Raw genomic sequence first — 16,724 nt, 5'->3', positions numbered from 1 at the left:
AAGAATGAGCAGTCATCACAACGATAAAGCGACCTTTCTTGAGCGCCTGATCTTCAACAACCGCCCGGCAGTGATCGTGATCTGCCTGCTGGTGAGTATTTTCCTGTTCTGGCAGGCGACCTTGATTCGCCCGTCCACCAGCTTTGAAAAGATGATCCCGCTCAAGCACCCCTTCATCGAGAAGATGATGGAGCACCGCAATGACCTGGCGAACCTGGGCAACACGGTGCGCATCTCGGTGGAGGCCAAGGACGGTGACATCTTCACGAAGGAGTACATGGAGACCCTGCGTCAGATCAACGACGAAGTGTTCTACATCTCCGGCGTCGACCGTTCGGGCCTCAAGTCGCTGTGGAGCCCCAGCGTACGCTGGACCGAAGTGACCGAAGAAGGCTTTGCCGGCGGTGAAGTGATCCCGCAGAGCTACAACGGCTCGCCGGAAAGCCTCGATCAACTGCGCAACAACGTGCTCAAGTCCGGCCAAGTCGGGCGCTTGGTGGCCAACGATTTCAAGTCGAGCATCGTCGACATTCCGCTGCTGGAGTCCTACCCGGACCCGCAGGATCAGGGCAAGTTGCTGGCCCTCGACTACCGCAAGTTCTCCCATGAGCTGGAAGACAAGATCCGCACCAAGTTCCAGGAGCAGAACCCCAACGTCCAGATCCACATCGTCGGCTTCGCCAAGAAAGTCGGTGACCTGATCGATGGCCTGATCATGGTGGTGCTGTTCTTCGGCGTGGCGTTCGGTATTACCCTGGTCCTGCTGCTGTGGTTCACCAACTGCCTGCGCAGCACCATTGCGGTGTTGAGCACCACCCTGGTGGCGGTGGTCTGGCAATTGGGCCTGATGCATGCCGCTGGTTTCGGGCTGGATCCCTACTCGATGCTGGTGCCGTTTCTGATCTTTGCCATCGGTATTTCCCACGGCGTGCAGAAGATCAACGGTATCGCCCTGCAATCCAGCGAAGCGGACAACGCGCTGACCGCTGCACGCCGCACCTTCCGCCAACTGTTCCTGCCGGGAATGATCGCGATCCTCGCCGATGCGGTGGGCTTTATCACGCTGCTGATCATCGACATCGGGGTGATCCGTGAACTGGCCATCGGTGCCTCTATCGGCGTGGCGGTGATCGTGTTCACCAACCTGATCCTGCTGCCGGTGGCGATTTCCTACGTCGGCATCAGCAAACGCGCGATCGCCAAGAGCAAGAAAGACGCGAACCGCGAACACCCGTTCTGGCGCCTGCTGTCGAAATTCGCCAGCCCAAAAGTCGCACCGGTCTCGATCTTCCTGGCCCTGATCGCCTTTGGCGGTGGCCTCTGGTACAGCCAGAACCTCAAGATCGGCGACCTCGACCAAGGCGCGCCGGAACTGCGCCCGGACTCGCGCTACAACAAAGACAACAACTTCATCATCAGCAACTACTCCACCAGTTCCGACGTGCTGGTGGTAATGGTCAAGACCAAGGCCGAAGGTTGCTCGCGCTATGAAGCCATGGCGCCCATCGACCAGTTGATGTGGAAGATGCAGAACACCGAGGGCGTGCAGTCGGCGATCTCGCTGGTGACCGTGTCCAAGCAAATGATCAAGGGCATGAACGAGGGCAACCTGAAGTGGGAAACCCTGTCGCGCAACCCGGATGTGCTGAACAACTCCATCGCCCGTGCCGATGGCCTGTACAACAACAACTGCTCCCTGGCGCCGGTGCTGGTGTTCCTCAACGACCACAAGGCCGAAACCCTCGACCGCGCGGTGCATGCGGTGCAGGACTTCGCCAAGGAAAACAACAAGGACGGCCTGGAGTTCATCCTCGCCGCCGGTAACGCCGGGATCGAGGCGGCCACCAACGAGGTGATCAAGGAATCCGAGCTGACTATCCTGATCTTGGTGTACCTGTGCGTGGCGACCATGTGCATGATCACCTTCCGCTCCTGGGCGGCGACCCTGTGCATCGTGCTGCCGCTGGTGCTGACCTCGGTGTTGGGCAACGCGTTGATGGCGTTCATGGGCATCGGCGTCAAGGTGGCGACCTTACCGGTGGTGGCGCTGGGCGTGGGGATTGGCGTGGACTACGGCATCTACATCTACAGCCGCTTGGAAAGCTTCCTGCGCGCCGGCTTGCCGCTGCAAGAGGCGTACTACCAGACGCTCAAGTCCACGGGTAAAGCCGTGCTGTTTACCGGATTGTGCCTGGCAATCGGCGTGTGCACCTGGATCTTCTCGGCCATCAAGTTCCAGGCCGACATGGGCCTGATGCTGACCTTCATGCTGCTGTGGAACATGTTCGGCGCGCTGTGGCTGCTGCCGGCGCTGGCGCGGTTCCTGATCAAGCCGGAGAAGCTGGCGGGGCAGAAGGGCAACTCGTTGTTTGCACACTAAGCCTTCAGTCGATGGGAAAGCCGCAGCCTCTGCGGCTTTTTTCATTCAATCAATAGCCTTGGTCGGCGTGTGCTCCTGGATCACAGCCGCTGCAGTAAGGGCGGTTAAGACCCCACTATGAGCGTCAAGCGGGCATCAGGGATTTGCCCGTGGCGCCGGCGCGATGGCCAGGAACAGGTTATCCACGGGAGGGGTGATCAGGACGTAGAGAATATTCGTGACCGGTTGTGCACCGGGCGCCTGCGGGTCGCGCAAATTGGCCTGCACGTGTTGTTTGAGCAGATCCTTCTGGGTGTACTTGCGTTGCTCCATCAGTTTCAGGTGGGCGCGGGTATAGCTGGAGGGCGATGCATCAGCGCTTGCATAGTGGAAGTGCGCGTACCAAAGCACCGTCGGCGGCTTTTTGGCCTTGTCGTACACAGCGTATTCGGTGAAGAAGTCACCACTGAGGGTTGGGCGCTGCGGATCGGCGGTGCTGGTCAGGTTGATATCGATTTGTCGATGGTCCCACAGGTACTTGAGGCTCTCCTGGGTCGGCCATTGCCGCTTGTAGGCATCGCTGCAAGCGCTCTCCGCCAGCCGCGTCATGTCGCGAGCCTGTGCCAGGTATTCATCGATCAGAGCCTGGGCCGTGGGTTTATCGGGGTGAGTGCGTTTTATTTCATCGGCCAGGGCCGTGAGGTCTTTGGCTTGACGGCTTAGCAGTTCGTCCCAGTCGCTCGGGGTGACCTGTTGGCGTGTGAGGGGTGAATCGAGTTTTTTCTGCTCGGTCGTAATCAGCTGTTCGATGCCTTTGCGCTGTTCGATGAGGGCTCTGGCCAGGCCTTTGAGGGTTGCCAGCGATCTGCCCGCCGGTGTGGGCGGCGGCGCGGGGGCCGCTTCGCGTGGGATGGCCTCCCAACCCTCCACATGTTTGCTGAATGAGGCAACTGTTTGACCGGTCAACGTATCAGTGATGGTGAAGTGCTCTTCGGCATTCTGTGCGTCAGCCGGTTTGAGGTCGCCGATCAGGTAGCTCTTGTTGCGGGTCTTGAACACGCGCTTCGTGGCCGCTTTGGCGCGCAGGGTTTTGGAAAGGGGCAGCTTGACCTCCAAGGCCTCCTGCTTGCGCACTACGGCCTCCAGCTCGGTTTGCGCCAGTGATTGAGCGTATTCAAGTCCCGTCAGCAGCCGTTCGGCTTCGGGTCGCAGGCGGCGCGGGCTGAGGGTCTTGAGGGCGCGGATCGCTACCTCATGGCGGCGGTACGTGTTGAGTGCCGTCTCGTATACGTCGCGTTGTTCGGCCAAGGGGTATTCGTTACTGCTGCGTACTTCGACGTGAGACAGCAGGGCTTCATAAAGGTCGTTGCGCTCAAGCCGTTTGACGTAGAGGTCTTCTTGTGGCGGCAGCCACACCTGGCTCATCTCCACACTGGTGACGGCAAGATAGTTCAACGCGTTGAGCTTCAGGTTGTCGGGGAAGAAATTCTGCGGGTATTTGATTGTCGCGAGCAATTGATCGCGTATCGTGCGTCCTGCCACTGAGTCCTCTTCCAGTTGCTGAAGGGTGGTTTCCATCGCGGTGGAGACCTCAGCCATATGTTCGCGGATATCCGCTGACTCGCTCGCATTGCGGATGTATTCGTCGTAGACCGAGCGATCACCCAGTAAGCTTTCAACAAACATGCGGCCCGCCATGGCTTCCATCGGCTCGCCTGCGCTGGAAAAGTGCAGGGCGTTCAACCGGCCCAGCAGCATCTCGTTGATGAACAACTGCTGGTCCCATATGGTTTTGAGGATTTTTGCGCGGTCATGCACATGCACAGCCGCTCCACCGACCCTCTCCAATTCCTGCCCCAGCTTGACCATTTCCAAGCGCGGAGTCAGTGACTGCGCGAACTGAACTTCCAGGTTGCCTACCAGGATTTTGAACTGCGTGCGCAACTGCTGGTGCTTGAAAGTTTCGGTTTGATGCCGTCCCTCCAGCACCGGCTTTTGTTCATTAGCGGCCTTTTGCAACAGGTTCCGAACCAACTGTACGGTTTTGCGTTGTTGCGACAGGGTGTCGAGGGCCGACGACACGCCTGTAATTGAAGACAGAAACGGCGCCATCAGGTGTGTCACCTCTTCATTGAGTGCATTCATGCGAGCGAGCAATTCAGCTTTGCGGCGTTGGTTTTCCTCGCGCAAGGCGGCTATCCGTTTCGGCCCACCGCCCAGCAGCTTGAGGCCACGGTCCAGCGACCAATGACCGTTGCCGTCGGTTTTAAGCTTGATGCCAGGATGGTCCGTTTTCAGTGGGTGAATGATAAAGACCTCATTGAAGCCCGGTACAATCCTGACCCTGAACAACAGGCCGCTTACCGAACCGTGCATCAGACCATCAATGCTGTACAAACCTTTATGCAACCCGATGTTGATGGGCTCAGGTGCGGGCACTGGCCAGGGAACGTTGACTGCACGCAGTTTTTCCAGCAGCGCGGCAGCTGAGCCGTCACCGGCCACCGAATGGTCGAAATCCAGCAGGGTGTGGCCGCCGCCGGGCGGCTCGGAGGGTAGACCAATCGTGCCCCGTTCAACCACGGGTTGCTTTGTGATTTGACCGGTTGGGCGTTTGAAGGGCTCGCGCGTGACGCCCTGCTCATCGAGCGAAGGGCCTTCCAGGGGGGCGGTGAGTGACCCATGGTGCAACAACAACATGCTGATATTAAGTAGCAGATCAATCCACGCCAGCTCCCTTGCCGTAGGGTCGTCACTCTCCAGCGCGGGCAGATCTTGCACGAGCCCTTGAGTCGCTTGCATCAGCCAACCAACGGTTGCCAACGGCCCGCGAATAACCAGTAACAGCGTGTTGAACGCCAATCCGAAGCCTTCCACAATCACCGCCCAGCGGCTTTCGCTGTTGGAGGTCGACTCCCGTTCCGCCTGATCCACCAGTTGCCGGGTTTCACTGCCGAACAGGTACTCCATGAGACTGCCATTGCTGAGTGCCTGCAGAATCTCGTCGCTGCTCACGTCACCGGCCTTGGCCAATTCTGCGGGTTTGGGCACGCTGGGCAGCCTATCGAAGTCCGAGCCGATACCGATCCGCAGGATGTGAGGTTCGGCAAACCCGCCGTTGCTGTAGATCGGCCGGGCATGATCCGTCAACCAAGTCAGCACGCTTTCTTGCACCGGCCCGGGTTGAACAATGGCCGCCAGCAGTTGGTCGCGACTCGCATATTCCAGCAGCGCATCGCGATACGCCGGGCGATACAGCAAGTGCGGGCCCAACTGCGTGTCCCGCGGTTCGATGATAAACATGTTGCGTGCGACATCCGCGGTCGCGCCAGGGCTACGCAGAAACGCCAGTGAGCGAATCACAATCTCATCGCCATCGACCTGGCGGTCCAGCGGGTTGGTATTGACCAGGGCACTGACGCAACGAAAGCCGCGAAATGTCAGGCCGGCTTCACCCTTGAACAGGCACTCCAGCGCCTGGGTTTTCAGGTGCACGGGCCGTAGTTGCTGGAACAGTTGCTGGCGTTTGCGCGCGGCTTCGGTATCGCTCGTCAGCTCTCGGCGCAGGTAGGCGGGGTAGTTTCTGCCGATATTGACCCGCTGTACCAGTTCGAGGACGTAGGCGGGGGTCAACCACGTTTCGATCGCGCGGCCTGTGCGATGGCCCAGCGTGAGGGCGCCTTTGGGTCTGCCGGAGAGGTTTTGCAGTGCGAGGTCCACCAGGCTCATGACGACCGGCTCAATGTAGCCGCCACGCAGGTCGCCCACCGGGACATGAAAAGTCAGTTGCAGGTCGTCAGCCTGATACCCGGCTGACAGTGCGTTATGATCGCAACGGCGCGGGCCGCCCAGGGCCACTGCGCGGTCCAGGCACAGTTGCTGGTTCAAGTGTTCGGCGGCGTAGCCGCGCAGCGTTTCCAGGCCATCGAAGTCCGAGTCGCCCAGGGTCAGGCGCCGGATGCCGGCTTGCTCCAGCAGGCATTGGCGGTAAGCCAGGCGCTCGGCGGCAGTCGCGCTCTGCAGGCGGGCGGGTAGGGTAGCCTGGAGGGACGTCAGGCTCGCCAAGGGTGTGAGAGCGGATCGGGCCAGCCATTGCGTCGGTTTGGTGATCACTGCAAACCGTTGCTCCAGTGCCTGCACCGTGGACCGGGCGGGCAGTTGAATGGCGGCCAGATCGTCCAGTTGCTGGTTCAGGATCAGCGCGGCTTGTACCTCGAAAATATTGCCGTCGGGCTCGTACTGCTGCCAAGTGATGCTGTCAGCGGTAAAGCGCTGTTGCAGGCGCTCGCCCCAGGCTTGGCCGAAGGCGTCGAGGTCTGAATAGGGTTCGATCTCGCCGGACAGACGACACAGCAGCACCTGCTCGCGGCACACCACCAGAATATCGGTGGCTTGCAGTGTGAGCAGATCACGTGAGCGCAGCAGATGGGTTTGCACCGTGTAGGCGTGGACCGCGCTATCCGGTGCCGGCCGGCGCGCGCGCACTGCCCGGTCGGGATAACGGTTCAAAATATTCAGCGTATTGAGGTGTTGCGCCGTGCCACTGGCCTGGCGTGTGGCGGATTCCAGCAACGAGCCTTGGAGCACCTCGGCCAGCCACTTCCAGCGGCTGGCACCGGCATCACTGTCCTGGCCCCAATAGGTGGCCAAGGCCTCTTGAAAAGCGATAAACAGAATTGACGGCAATTCACGGATCACGGCTTCGATAAGGCCCAGATCATAATCGCGCAGGCGCCCGTCGATTTGATAGCTGAGCCGGTTACCGGTTGCACCGCTCAAGTAGCAATCCAGGCCGTGACGAGCGGAAAAATCGGGAACGCTGCCGTCGGCGAGATGCTGCAGCGTTGCCTCTAGCAGCGGGAGCAAGGTACGCCCGCCGCCTTCGCGGGGCAGGGCCAGTCGAAGGTCACTCACGGTCGTGACTAAGGTCGGGTATTTTTCCCTCAACCCCTGGCCCAGTAGGTTCGTGGTGACGGAGCGCAAGGTCGGGCGGCTGCGAAACTGGGCTTCAACGGCGAGTTGGATCGGGTGTGCGGCAGCGGAGCTGTTCGGGTCTGGCATGGGTATTCCTTTACATTCAATAAGGACGCGCCCATGCACGGTAATCTGCCGGCAGACGTTGATGCGGTAGCCCGTTATGAATTTAGGCCTGGCTCGTAAACTGTCCTATCATGGTGCCTTTGAACCTGATGAAAGACTGTGATGACTGATAATTTGCGTGCCGTCCTTGAAACTTCCGACATGCTTGAGATCGACGGGCTGCACGCCTTCGACTTCGAGCTTGATGCAGAGAAGCTGCTGATCACCGCCATGGACGGCCGTGCGGAAAAACGCTGGCGCTTCAGCCTGGAGCAAGTGCAGGCCGCCACGTTCGATGACACCTTGCAAAGCTGGACCCTTACCGGTGACTCGGGTGAGCACCGCCTGATCTGCATGAGCGCGTTCACCGGCAACAATAACGACGAGGATGAAGCGGATGATGATGCGTAAATTCTGGCCCCTGCTGATGGCGGGCAGTGTCGGTGCCATGTCGGTGCAAGCCGCGCCGGCCGACACCTATGAACTGTTGGTGGGCAGCTACACCGCCGGCAGCAGCGAAGGCATCTATCGCCTGCAATTCGACAGCCGCACTGGCAAGTTCCAAGGCCAGCCGGTGTTGGCGGCCAAGGCGGCCAATCCGTCGTGGCTGACGATCTCCAAGGACCAGAAGCACCTGTTTGTGGTCAACGAGAACGGCCCCGGCCAAAAAGACCCGGTCGGGCGGGTGAGCAGCTACAGCATCGACCCGAAGAACCATCAGCTGACGTTGATCAACCAGGTGCAGAGCCTGGGCAATGAGCCGACCCATTCCAGCGTGGCTGCCGATGGACGCTACCTGTTCGTCGCCAACTATTCGGTGCTGGAAGACCCGGGCGGGAGCCTGGCGGTGCTGCCGGTAGATGCCACAGGCAAGCTGTCGGCGCCGGTGCAACTGAGCGGGCACCCGGCCAGTCGCGTCAACCCTGAGCGCCAGGCGTCCAACCACGTGCATTCGGTGGTGTCGTCGCCGGATGGCAAGTACGTGTTTGTGCAGGACCTGGGTGCGGACAAGGTGTTTGCCTACCACTACGACCCTAAGGCCAACCATGAGCTGCCGTTGACCCCGGCCAACCCGGCCTCGGTGCAATTGCCGCCCGGCAGCGGCCCGCGCCACCTGCTGTTCAGCGCCGATGGCAAGCATGCCTGGCTGACCACCGAGATGAGCGCGCAGGTGGCGGTGTTCGACTACAAGGACGGCCAACTGACCCAGACGCAGTTGGTGGACTTCGCCGCCGGGCAACCGGTGGCCGATAAGGCCGGCGCCGCGCTGCACGCCTCCAGCGATGGCAAATTCCTCTACGTGAGCAACCGTGGCACGGCCAATCAACTGCTGGTGTTCAGCATCGACCCGGCCACCGCGCACCTCAAGGAACTGCAACGCCGTTCCGTGGAGGGCGACCACCCGCGCGAGTTCAGCCTGGACCCGAGCGGCAAGTTCTTGCTGATCGCCAATCAGAAAAGCAACGAAATCGTGGTGGTCGAACGCGACCCCAAAACCGGCCTGCTGGGTAAAACCGTGCAGAAATTGCCGATCGATGCACCCAGCGACCTCAAGTTCCTGGTGCGTCAATAAGCCACAGGCCCCGCCATGCGGGGCCTGAGCCTTTCTATTAATTCCATTAATAGCGGCTACTGTTTCAAAGCATTTCTAAGGCTTAGCCCTCGGGCGTAAGTTTGGTTCCAAGGCCTTCCCCGGCCACTCAACCAAACGAACACAAGGGTTACCGACATGAATCTGAATCTCTTCTCCATCATCGCCGCTTCCGCTGTTTCCGCCACTGTTGCCCTGCCAGCCGCGGCCAGCGTGGAAGTCTCCGGCAAAAAATCCAGCACCAGCGCCTACACCCAGAAATACCTGCAACAAAGCGCCAACTTCTATGCTGCTCTGGATCACAAGACTCAGCAGTGAGCCCGCTGGCGCGGTATTCAGGGTTTTGCCATCACCGCGATGAACAACCCTGAATCCAGAAAGCGCTCAAGCCAAGCTTGCAACCGTTTATACGATGTACCGGCAAACCACACTCGATCCACATGGGCATACTGGCGCACAAACGGCGCCAGTGCAGCATCCGCCAGGGTCAGGTGGTTAGCCAACAGGTAGTCGCGCTCTGCCAACAACGCTTCCAGCTTTTGCAAGAACACCTCGCCTTCGGCGCGATAATGCTCCATCGGCTGTTCCGGGTAGCGCTCGGCGTACTTGTATCGATTCAAGTAATACTTGAAGTCCTGGTCGTTCTCGGCGATCAACGCGAATACCGCCGGATCGCCGTGCAGCAACCAGTTATCCGGGTCGTTCTGCGCCAAGGCCCACTGCATGATCTCCAGGCTTTCTTCAATCACCTGCCCGTCAACGTTCAGCACTGGCACCGTGCCCTTGGGCGACAGCGCCAGCATTTCTGCGGGCTTGGCCTTGAGGCTCACCTCGACGATGCGCATCGGTACGCCCGAGTAGCGCAGGGCCAGCCGCGCCCGCATCGCATAGGGGCAGCGCCGGAACGAATACAGCAGCGCCTCGCTCACTTGACCTCCAACGTGCTCAAGCCATTGCCCTGACGCTTGACCTGGATCTGCACCGGAATGCGTTCGTGCATTTCCTGCACGTGTGAAATCACCGCCACTTTACGGCCCTGAGCCTGCAAGCCATCCAGTGCGTCCATCGCCAATTGCAGGGATTCCGGGTCGAGGCTGCCGAAGCCCTCATCGATAAACAGTGATTCGATTTTCAATGTACTGGAGGCCATTGACGCCAGGCCCAGGGCCAGCGCCAGTGAGACCAGGAAGGTTTCGCCGCCGGACAATGAATGCACCGAGCGCAGCTCGTCGCCCATTTCCGTGTCCATCACCAACAGGCCGAGCATGCTGCCGCCACGCTTGAGGCGGTAGCGTCGTACCAGTTGGCGCAGTTGCACGTTGGCGTGGTGCACCAACAGGTCGAGGTTGTAGGCCTGGGCGATCTTGCGGAAGGTGTCGCCAGTGGCCGAGCCGATCAGCGCGTTCAGGCGTGCCCAGCGCTGCCACTCGTCATAGGCCTTGGCGATCTGCTCGGCGAAGGCCTGGTTGGCGTCCTGGCGACGCTGGTCTTCGGACTGGCGCGCGCGCAATTCGGCGCAGTGTTTCTCACTCTCGGCCAGTTGCTGGTTGAGCGTGGCCAAGGTGCTGTCCAGCTCCTCGGCTGCGAGGTTGCCATTGTGCAGGGCCTGATGGTCCGCCAGGCGCTGTTCGCGTTCTTGCAGCAGTACCTTGGCCTGTTCGACGGCTTTTTCGCTGTGCTGCACCTGTTGGCGCAATTGACTGACCTGAGCGTCATCGTAGGCCAGCAAGCGGGTGAGGCCGGCGTCATCGAGTTCCGGGTGCAAGGCGCGCCATTCGCTGATACGCGCGACGAGGGCCTGTTGTTCGGCCTGCAACGCCTGTTCGCGCTCCTGCTGGGCCTTGAGGTCGGCGGCCAGTTGAATCAGGGCGTTGTGGATTTCTTGCAGGTGTTTGTTGGCGTCGGTTTCGCTTTGGCGTGACTGGGTCACGGCCTGTTCCAGCTGTTGCTGCCAGTGTTCGGCGCTGGTGTGCCCACCGAGCAGCGAGCTGAGTTTTTCCTGGGCCGTCTGTTGCTGGGCAGTCAGCTCGGTGACCTGCTGAATCAGCGCATCAAGCTGATGCTGACGATGTTGCTGGTGGGTCTGTTCCTTCTCGATCGCCTGTTGGCGTTCTTGTTGCTCGGCCAGTTCATCGCGTTGATGGCCCAACTGCTCCAGGCGCTGGCTGACTTGCTGGTCCAGCTGCATAAAGGTAGCAGCCGGCTCGGCGCGCAGACCCTCCAGGGTTTCTGCGGGCAGCAGGCTGGCGAAGGCGCTCAGTTCCTGGTCGAGGCGTTCGCGGTCGCTGGTCAGCTCGCGTTGCTGATCGACCAGCAATTGACGGGTCTGCTGGCTGGCTTCCTGGGCGGCTTGCAGTTGTTGCTGCAGGCGACCGGCGTTTTGTTGCAGGTTGAGCAGGGCGCTTTGGCGTTGTTCGTCCTGAGTGATGCTTTGGCTCAGTTGGCCCAATTGCTGCTCAAGCCAGATGCTGCGTTTGGCGGCTTCCTGGTTGAGCAACGACGCGGCCAGCGGGTGCGCATCCAGGCTTGGCTGGAGTGCTTGCTGTTGCGTGGCCAGGTGTTCCTGCTGTTGCAGGTATTCCTTTTGCTGGGCGATCAAACCGCCCACTTCGCCGCGCAACTCGGTGAGTTTTTCCTTGAGGCTGTCCACGGCTTTCTGTGCGGTGGCTTCTTCGTTTTCGTCATGTCGACCGAGGCTTTGCAGAAGGGCTTCGGGCTGGTGGTACGGGTGTTCGTGGCTGCCGCACACCGGGCAGGGTTGGTCGTCCTGCAACTGCTCGCGCAATTCCTCGACGCTGGCGCTGCGGGCCAGGCGCTGGCGTTCCAACAGTTGCTTGGTCACGTTCAGCGTCTGTTCGGCAACGGTCAGCTCGGCCTTGGTTTGCAGACCGGTCTGGTTCAGTTGTTCGCGTTGCTGTTGGGCGTCGGTGAGCTTTTGCGTCAGGCTGGCGGCGTGTTGGTCCAGCTGCTGCTGGTTGTCCCACAGGCGCGTCAGGTCTTCGAAGGCGCGTTGCTGTTTGCGATTGTCTTGCAGCAGGCTGGCCAGCAATTGGATCTGCTCGGCCACGGCATGAGGTTCGGCACCGGCTTCCTGATACAGCAGGTCCAGGGCTTCGCGTTGCTGAGTGAACTGTTCGGCGGCGCTGGTCGCGCGTTGTTCCAATTGCGGCAGTTCGGCCTTGCCTTTATTCAGGCGATTGCCGATCAGCATCAACTGTTGCAGACGGTCGCGATAGGCGGTCCAGGCATCACTCAGTGGCGCGAGGACGGCGCTGTGCTCAAGCTCGGTCGCCAGGCGTTGCAGGCGTTCAGCGACGTGGCGCTGTTTTTCCAGCAGCCCGGTGAGTTGGGCCTGACCTTCGGTGCAGGCGCTTTGGTACTGCTGTTTTTCCTCGGTGCGCTTGGCCAGCTCTTTGGTCAAGTGGGCGAGGGCGCTTTGCTCTTCAAACGCCTGTCGCAGCAACGGCACGGCATCTGTTTGATTTTTCAGGGCCTCAGCCAACGCAGTTTGCGCGCTGGCTTGTTGCTGCTGGGCCTGCTCCTGGCGGGTATGCAGTTCGCCTTGCTGTTGGATATGCGACTGAATCTGCACGGCCAACGGGGTAAGCACGCTGCCGAGTTCGGCCTGGCGCGCAAACTGGTGACGCTGAGGCGCCAATTGGTCCAGGCGGCTCAGGTCTTCACGTTGCTGGCGCTGGTTATCCCATTCGGTTTGTGCGCGCTGCAGTTGTTCGGTGGCGGCGAGTTGGCGTTCCTGCCATTCGCGCAGCTCCTTGAGCCAGGTGTGCTGAAGCTCAAGTTGCTTGAGTTGGGCTTGCTGGGTCTTGAGTTGCTGTTGTGCCGCATCGAACTGCTGATCCAGCTCCGCACGAGCCTCGGGCGCCAGGGGCACCACGCCGGTGGCCTGGTCCTGCAACTGCTTGTGCGCATCCCGGGCCTCTTTGGCCTTGTCGAACGCGCGCCGGCCGAGTTGGGTGTACAGGGCCGTGTCGGTGAGCTTTTCCAGCAGTTCGCTGCGCTCGTTGTCGTTGGCCTTGAGGAAGGCGCTGAACTCACTTTGTGCGAGCAATACGGCGCGGGTGAACTGTTCGAAGTTCAGGCCCAGGGCCAGTTCCAGCTGGGTTTTGTATTCGGTTTTCTGGCTGGCCAGCAGTTGGTCGCTGTCCAGGTCGATCAGGCTCTGGCGGCTGTTCTGCAACTTGCCGCTGGCCTTGTCGCGAGCGCGATTGGCTTCCCAGCGCGCGCGATAGCGACGGCCACTCACGCCGACGAAATCCACTTCGGCATAACCGCCACCGGTGCCACGCCGCAGCAGGGTACGCGGGTCGCCGATGGAAATGTCGCTGTCGGCATCCGGCATCTTCGCCTGGCCGGTGTCGCCCAGGCGCGGTACCGCACCAAACAACGCCAGGCACAAGGCATCGAGCAGGGTACTTTTACCGGCGCCGGTCGGCCCGGTAATTGCGAACAACCCGGCACTGGCCAGGGGTTCGGCAGTAAAGTCGATTTCAAACGGGCCGGCCAGTGAAGCCAGGTTTTTCAGGCGGATGGCGAGGATCTTCATGGCTGTTCCTCCTCCTGTTGCACTTCCTGGAGCAGCACGGCGAAGTCCTTCAAGGTCTGTTCATCCACTTCACTGCCGTAACTGTCCTGCCAGGCGCGGCTGAACAGTTCCTGGGGCGTGAGCTGGTCGAGTTCGATCAGGCGGTCGTCGCCTTCGTCCTCACGGTTGCCTTTACCCGCGTATTCGGCAGCGATGCGCACCAGGCGCACGGCCTTGCCTTGCAGGGCGCTTTCAATTTGCTGGCGCAGGTCGGGTTGTGGTTCGTCGAGGCGTACGCGGACTTCCAGCCAAGGGTGGCGCTGGGTTTCGGCCAACAGGTCGACGTCGGGCAACTCGGCCAGGGCCTTGAGGATATCGGCCAGGGGCGCGGCTTCCAGGCGTTGCAGGTCGACCGAGCGCGGAATCAGGATCGGTTCGACACTCACCAGGCATTGGCCCTGGAAGGTCACGTCGAGGATCTGGTGCTTGTAGCCGATTTCGGAAAACGACAGCGGAATCGGCGAGCCGCTATAGCGAATGCGTTCCTCACCATTGACCTTCTGCGGCTTGTGCAAATGACCGAGGGCAACGTAAGCGACACTTCGATCAAACAGACTGGCCGGCAGCGCCTCGGCATTGCCGATGATCAGGCTGCGCTCGGAGTCTTCCGACACCGAGCCACCGGCCATGTGCGCGTGGCTGATGGCGATCAGCGCCTGGCCTTTCTTGCGCTTGGCGTTGGCGGCGGCGATCAGCCATTCATGTACCTGGCCGATACCGCGCAGGTAGTCGTCACCCAACTGTGCACCGGTCACTTCCGCCGGGCGCAGGAACGGCAGCGCCAGGCACCAGGCGGCGATCTTGCCTTTGGCATCCGGCAGCGGGATCAGCAGGCGCTCGGCGTCGAGTTGGCCGTCATCCAGCCACAACACGCGGCCGAGCGCATGAGTGCGCAGGCGGCGCATCAACGGCGCGGGCAGTTCGATGCGCGAGCCGGAGTCGTGGTTGCCGGCGATCATCACGATGGTCAGCTTGGGGTTCTGTTCGTGGGCGCTGATGATGAAGTCATACAGACGCTCCTGGGCCTTGAGTGGCGGGTTGACCGTGTCGAAGATATCCCCGGCGATGAGCAGTACATCCGGCAGATGGGTGTTCAGTTGGCCCAGCAGCCATTCAAGAAAGCAGGCGTGTTCGAAGTCGCGTTCCTGGCCGTGAAGGTTTTGGCCCAGGTGCCAGTCGGAGGTGTGAAACAGACGCAAAGTGAACTCCGTGAAAGCAAAAAAGTGAATGGCCGCCGGGAACAGAAAGGGGCGGTGAAAAGGAAGGGAGTTTACCTGTAAATGCCCTTGCAAACAGACACTGTTCAATGCCCCGAGGGCCAATTGTGAATTTTTTAATATTTATTGATAAACGATAAATATGAATTGAAAAGCGAGAAATTATCGCTAGGATGGCCCCACCACTCAAACGGGGAAGTGTCATGTTGAATCCAGTTCATTACAACCGGCCGGTGTCGGGCTTTACGCTGTCACAGAAATTGCTCAAAGGGCTCGAAGGTGCGTGCGTGTTGTTGTCTGCGGCGGCGGCAATTATCGGTTCTGCGGCATTTTTCCTGACCGCTATTGACGGCCAGGCAATCAACCTGTTCGGCAATTCGTATGAAGTGCCATTGGTGTACGAAGGGGCACCGTCAAAAGAAACCAACAACGGCCTGACCATCACCATCGCGGCGTCCGAAGGTTTGTCAGGTGCATTAATCACCCTTGTCGTAGAAACAAGCTTTACCATTGCGCTGTTCATGGCCTTGAAAGCCCTGCTCGCCAGCTTGCGCATGTACCCCACGGCCCTGCGTATTGCCCAGTGCATGCGGCGTTTCGCTATCGTGACCCTGGCTTGGCCAGTGGCGTCTTTTCTCACGCACATTCTCAACGGTTGGATAGCAGGCGCCAGCAGCGGTGTTTATCTATGGAACATTGAGATCAATTTCCCGCTGTTTTCAACGGGCATCGCCCTCGCTATCGGCAGCATGGCAGCCCAACGGCTTGCCACGGCTGAGCAGGAGTTGGAGGCGGTTATTTAAGGAGTGCCCAATGCCGATTGTTGTCAATCTGGATGTCATGCTTGCCAAGCGGAAAATGCGCCTCGGGGAGCTGTCCGAAAAAACCGGAATTACCCAGGCAAACCTGTCCATCCTGAAAACCGGGAAGGCCAAGGCCATCCGTTTTTCAACCCTGGAGATCATCTGTGAAGTCCTCGATTGCCTGCCCGGCGATATTCTGGACTACCTGCCAGGGGGCGACAGCCCAGAATAGCGACAGTCCAGGGTACTGATCAGCGTCGAGTCGTCCTGACTCATCCAGGCAAATGTGTCTTCATGCAAAACCGATTCGCGGGCGATGCCATCGATGCTCGGATGGCGCGTGGGCGGCTTTAGGATAGGCCTTACGGGAGAGTGTCGAAATCGTGAGAATTCTGATGGTAGTGATCTTGAGCGGTTGGGTGAGTGGGCATGCGTTCGGCGGCGGCTTGCTGTTCAATGTGATCGGGCTGCCTGCGGCGCTGCTGTACGCGCTTCCCTCATCAGTCACTCAGGGCGAAGTACCACAACAGCCCGGGGAGAGGGTGACAGGGGAAGGTGGCGTTGAATGTCGTGATCCTCATGGGGATACGGAACCATCACCCTGGGTTCATCCGGAGCCGACGCAGTACGTGCGAGACCGTAAGCGGGTGATGATTTTCCGCCTGTAAAATATTACCCCTTCAATATCTGCGCGCTTATGCGCGCAGACATTGGCCGGAGTCAGGGGAGTTTCAGGCATTCCAGTGCGCGGTCGGCCAGGGTTTTGGCACTGTTGATCAAGTGCTCGGTGGCGCCGGCCATGTGGCGCTGATCACTGCTCAGCGCCTGGGTGGTGCCAGCAGCGGTCGCGGCTGCGCAACGCAGCAGGTCGCAGATCTGGGCGAGGGCGTCTTCGAAGCTGAGATCGTGGTGCACGGTGAAGGTGGGCGGTGGGTCGGGGACGATTTTGTTCATGGAAGTACCTACAGGGTTTGGAGCCATTCTTTTGCCGATCTCACACGTCAAAAGGTGGCAGCTATGTGCGGGGTGAGATACCGGATTTGTAGGCGCACCCGGCCAGACCGAAGTCTGC

11 protein-coding genes are annotated in these 16,724 nt (G+C 60.1%); 6 read left to right on the top strand and 5 right to left on the bottom strand.

Features of this window, described 5'->3' with window-relative positions; all coding sequences use genetic code 11:
* The first annotated feature begins 4 nt into the window (after nucleotides 1-4).
* Nucleotides 5-2,380 (top strand): RND family transporter, encoded by a 2,376-nt coding sequence (locus tag CI807_RS24020; RefSeq protein WP_033902391.1) that lies wholly within the window; start codon nucleotides 5-7, stop codon nucleotides 2,378-2,380.
* A 135-nt stretch (nucleotides 2,381-2,515) separates the two neighbouring features.
* Here the strand turns inward: CI807_RS24020 and CI807_RS24015 are convergent, their stop codons facing one another.
* Nucleotides 2,516-7,420 carry a dermonecrotic toxin domain-containing protein gene (locus tag CI807_RS24015; RefSeq protein WP_095016513.1) on the bottom strand — a complete coding sequence of 1,635 codons (4,905 nt, stop codon included), beginning with the start codon at nucleotides 7,418-7,420 and terminating at the stop codon, nucleotides 2,516-2,518.
* A gap of 141 nt (nucleotides 7,421-7,561) precedes the next feature.
* Between CI807_RS24015 and CI807_RS24010 the strand changes: the two genes are divergently transcribed.
* The 3 genes from CI807_RS24010 (at nucleotide 7,562) to CI807_RS24000 (ending at nucleotide 9,347) form a co-directional block, all read left to right on the top strand.
* Entirely contained in the window at nucleotides 7,562-7,849 is a 288-nt protein-coding gene (locus CI807_RS24010; RefSeq protein ID WP_095016512.1) for a DUF5629 family protein, read from the top strand.
* On the top strand, nucleotides 7,836-9,011 hold the full coding sequence (locus CI807_RS24005) for a lactonase family protein (RefSeq protein ID WP_095016511.1): 1,176 nt from the start codon (nucleotides 7,836-7,838) through the stop codon (nucleotides 9,009-9,011). The genes CI807_RS24010 and CI807_RS24005 overlap by 14 nt, the downstream gene beginning before the upstream one ends.
* A gap of 156 nt (nucleotides 9,012-9,167) precedes the next feature.
* A complete protein-coding gene (locus CI807_RS24000; protein WP_016980181.1) occupies nucleotides 9,168-9,347 on the top strand; it encodes a hypothetical protein in 180 nt (59 codons plus the stop codon).
* 17 nt (nucleotides 9,348-9,364) lie between these two features.
* On the opposite strand, the gene CI807_RS23995 is transcribed toward CI807_RS24000, so the two are convergent.
* The 3 genes from CI807_RS23995 to CI807_RS23985 are packed head-to-tail and all read right to left on the bottom strand — an operon-like array spanning nucleotide 9,365 to nucleotide 14,831.
* Complete coding sequence (locus tag CI807_RS23995) at nucleotides 9,365-9,958, bottom strand: glutathione S-transferase (RefSeq protein ID WP_095016510.1); 594 nt, start codon at nucleotides 9,956-9,958, stop codon at nucleotides 9,365-9,367.
* Nucleotides 9,955-13,593: an AAA family ATPase gene (locus CI807_RS23990; protein ID WP_095016509.1), complete on the bottom strand. Its 3,639-nt coding sequence runs from the start codon at nucleotides 13,591-13,593 to the stop codon at nucleotides 9,955-9,957. Before CI807_RS23990 ends, CI807_RS23995 begins: the two co-directional genes overlap by 4 nt.
* Nucleotides 13,590-14,831 (bottom strand): exonuclease SbcCD subunit D C-terminal domain-containing protein, encoded by a 1,242-nt coding sequence (locus CI807_RS23985; RefSeq protein WP_095016508.1) that lies wholly within the window; start codon nucleotides 14,829-14,831, stop codon nucleotides 13,590-13,592. The genes CI807_RS23990 and CI807_RS23985 overlap by 4 nt, the downstream gene beginning before the upstream one ends.
* A gap of 221 nt (nucleotides 14,832-15,052) precedes the next feature.
* Between CI807_RS23985 and CI807_RS23980 the strand changes: the two genes are divergently transcribed.
* Together CI807_RS23980 and CI807_RS23975 are read left to right on the top strand one after the other, a co-directional pair.
* On the top strand, nucleotides 15,053-15,652 hold the full coding sequence (locus tag CI807_RS23980) for a hypothetical protein (protein WP_095016507.1): 600 nt from the start codon (nucleotides 15,053-15,055) through the stop codon (nucleotides 15,650-15,652).
* A 10-nt stretch (nucleotides 15,653-15,662) separates the two neighbouring features.
* A complete protein-coding gene (locus CI807_RS23975) occupies nucleotides 15,663-15,884 on the top strand; it encodes a helix-turn-helix transcriptional regulator (protein WP_016980176.1) in 222 nt (73 codons plus the stop codon).
* Between the two features lie 488 nt (nucleotides 15,885-16,372).
* On the opposite strand, the gene CI807_RS23970 is transcribed toward CI807_RS23975, so the two are convergent.
* The gene (locus tag CI807_RS23970) at nucleotides 16,373-16,606 is read right to left on the bottom strand and encodes a DUF6124 family protein (protein ID WP_095016506.1); all 234 of its coding nucleotides are present in this window, start codon (nucleotides 16,604-16,606) and stop codon (nucleotides 16,373-16,375) included.
* Nucleotides 16,607-16,724 lie beyond the last annotated feature (118 nt).

The organism is Pseudomonas sp. NS1(2017), from assembly GCF_002269425.1.
GTDB classification, from domain to species: domain Bacteria; phylum Pseudomonadota; class Gammaproteobacteria; order Pseudomonadales; family Pseudomonadaceae; genus Aquipseudomonas; species Aquipseudomonas reactans.
The sequence above is the reverse complement of the archived record's forward strand: the minus strand, read 5'-3'. Positions and strand labels throughout refer to the sequence as shown.

What these genes read in the sequence shown, in the direction of transcription:
- CI807_RS24020 (WP_033902391.1), top strand. Translation starts at nt 5, where the DNA reads ATGAGCAGTCATCACAACGATAAAGCGACCTTTCTTGAGCGCCTGATC.
- CI807_RS24015 (WP_095016513.1), bottom strand. Translation starts at nt 7,420, where the DNA reads ATGCCAGACCCGAACAGCTCCGCTGCCGCACACCCGATCCAACTCGCC.
- CI807_RS24010 (WP_095016512.1), top strand. Translation starts at nt 7,562, where the DNA reads ATGACTGATAATTTGCGTGCCGTCCTTGAAACTTCCGACATGCTTGAG.
- CI807_RS24005 (WP_095016511.1), top strand. Translation starts at nt 7,836, where the DNA reads ATGATGATGCGTAAATTCTGGCCCCTGCTGATGGCGGGCAGTGTCGGT.
- CI807_RS24000 (WP_016980181.1), top strand. Translation starts at nt 9,168, where the DNA reads ATGAATCTGAATCTCTTCTCCATCATCGCCGCTTCCGCTGTTTCCGCC.
- CI807_RS23990 (WP_095016509.1), bottom strand. Translation starts at nt 13,593, where the DNA reads ATGAAGATCCTCGCCATCCGCCTGAAAAACCTGGCTTCACTGGCCGGC.
- CI807_RS23980 (WP_095016507.1), top strand. Translation starts at nt 15,053, where the DNA reads ATGTTGAATCCAGTTCATTACAACCGGCCGGTGTCGGGCTTTACGCTG.
- CI807_RS23975 (WP_016980176.1), top strand. Translation starts at nt 15,663, where the DNA reads ATGCCGATTGTTGTCAATCTGGATGTCATGCTTGCCAAGCGGAAAATG.
- CI807_RS23970 (WP_095016506.1), bottom strand. Translation starts at nt 16,606, where the DNA reads ATGAACAAAATCGTCCCCGACCCACCGCCCACCTTCACCGTGCACCAC.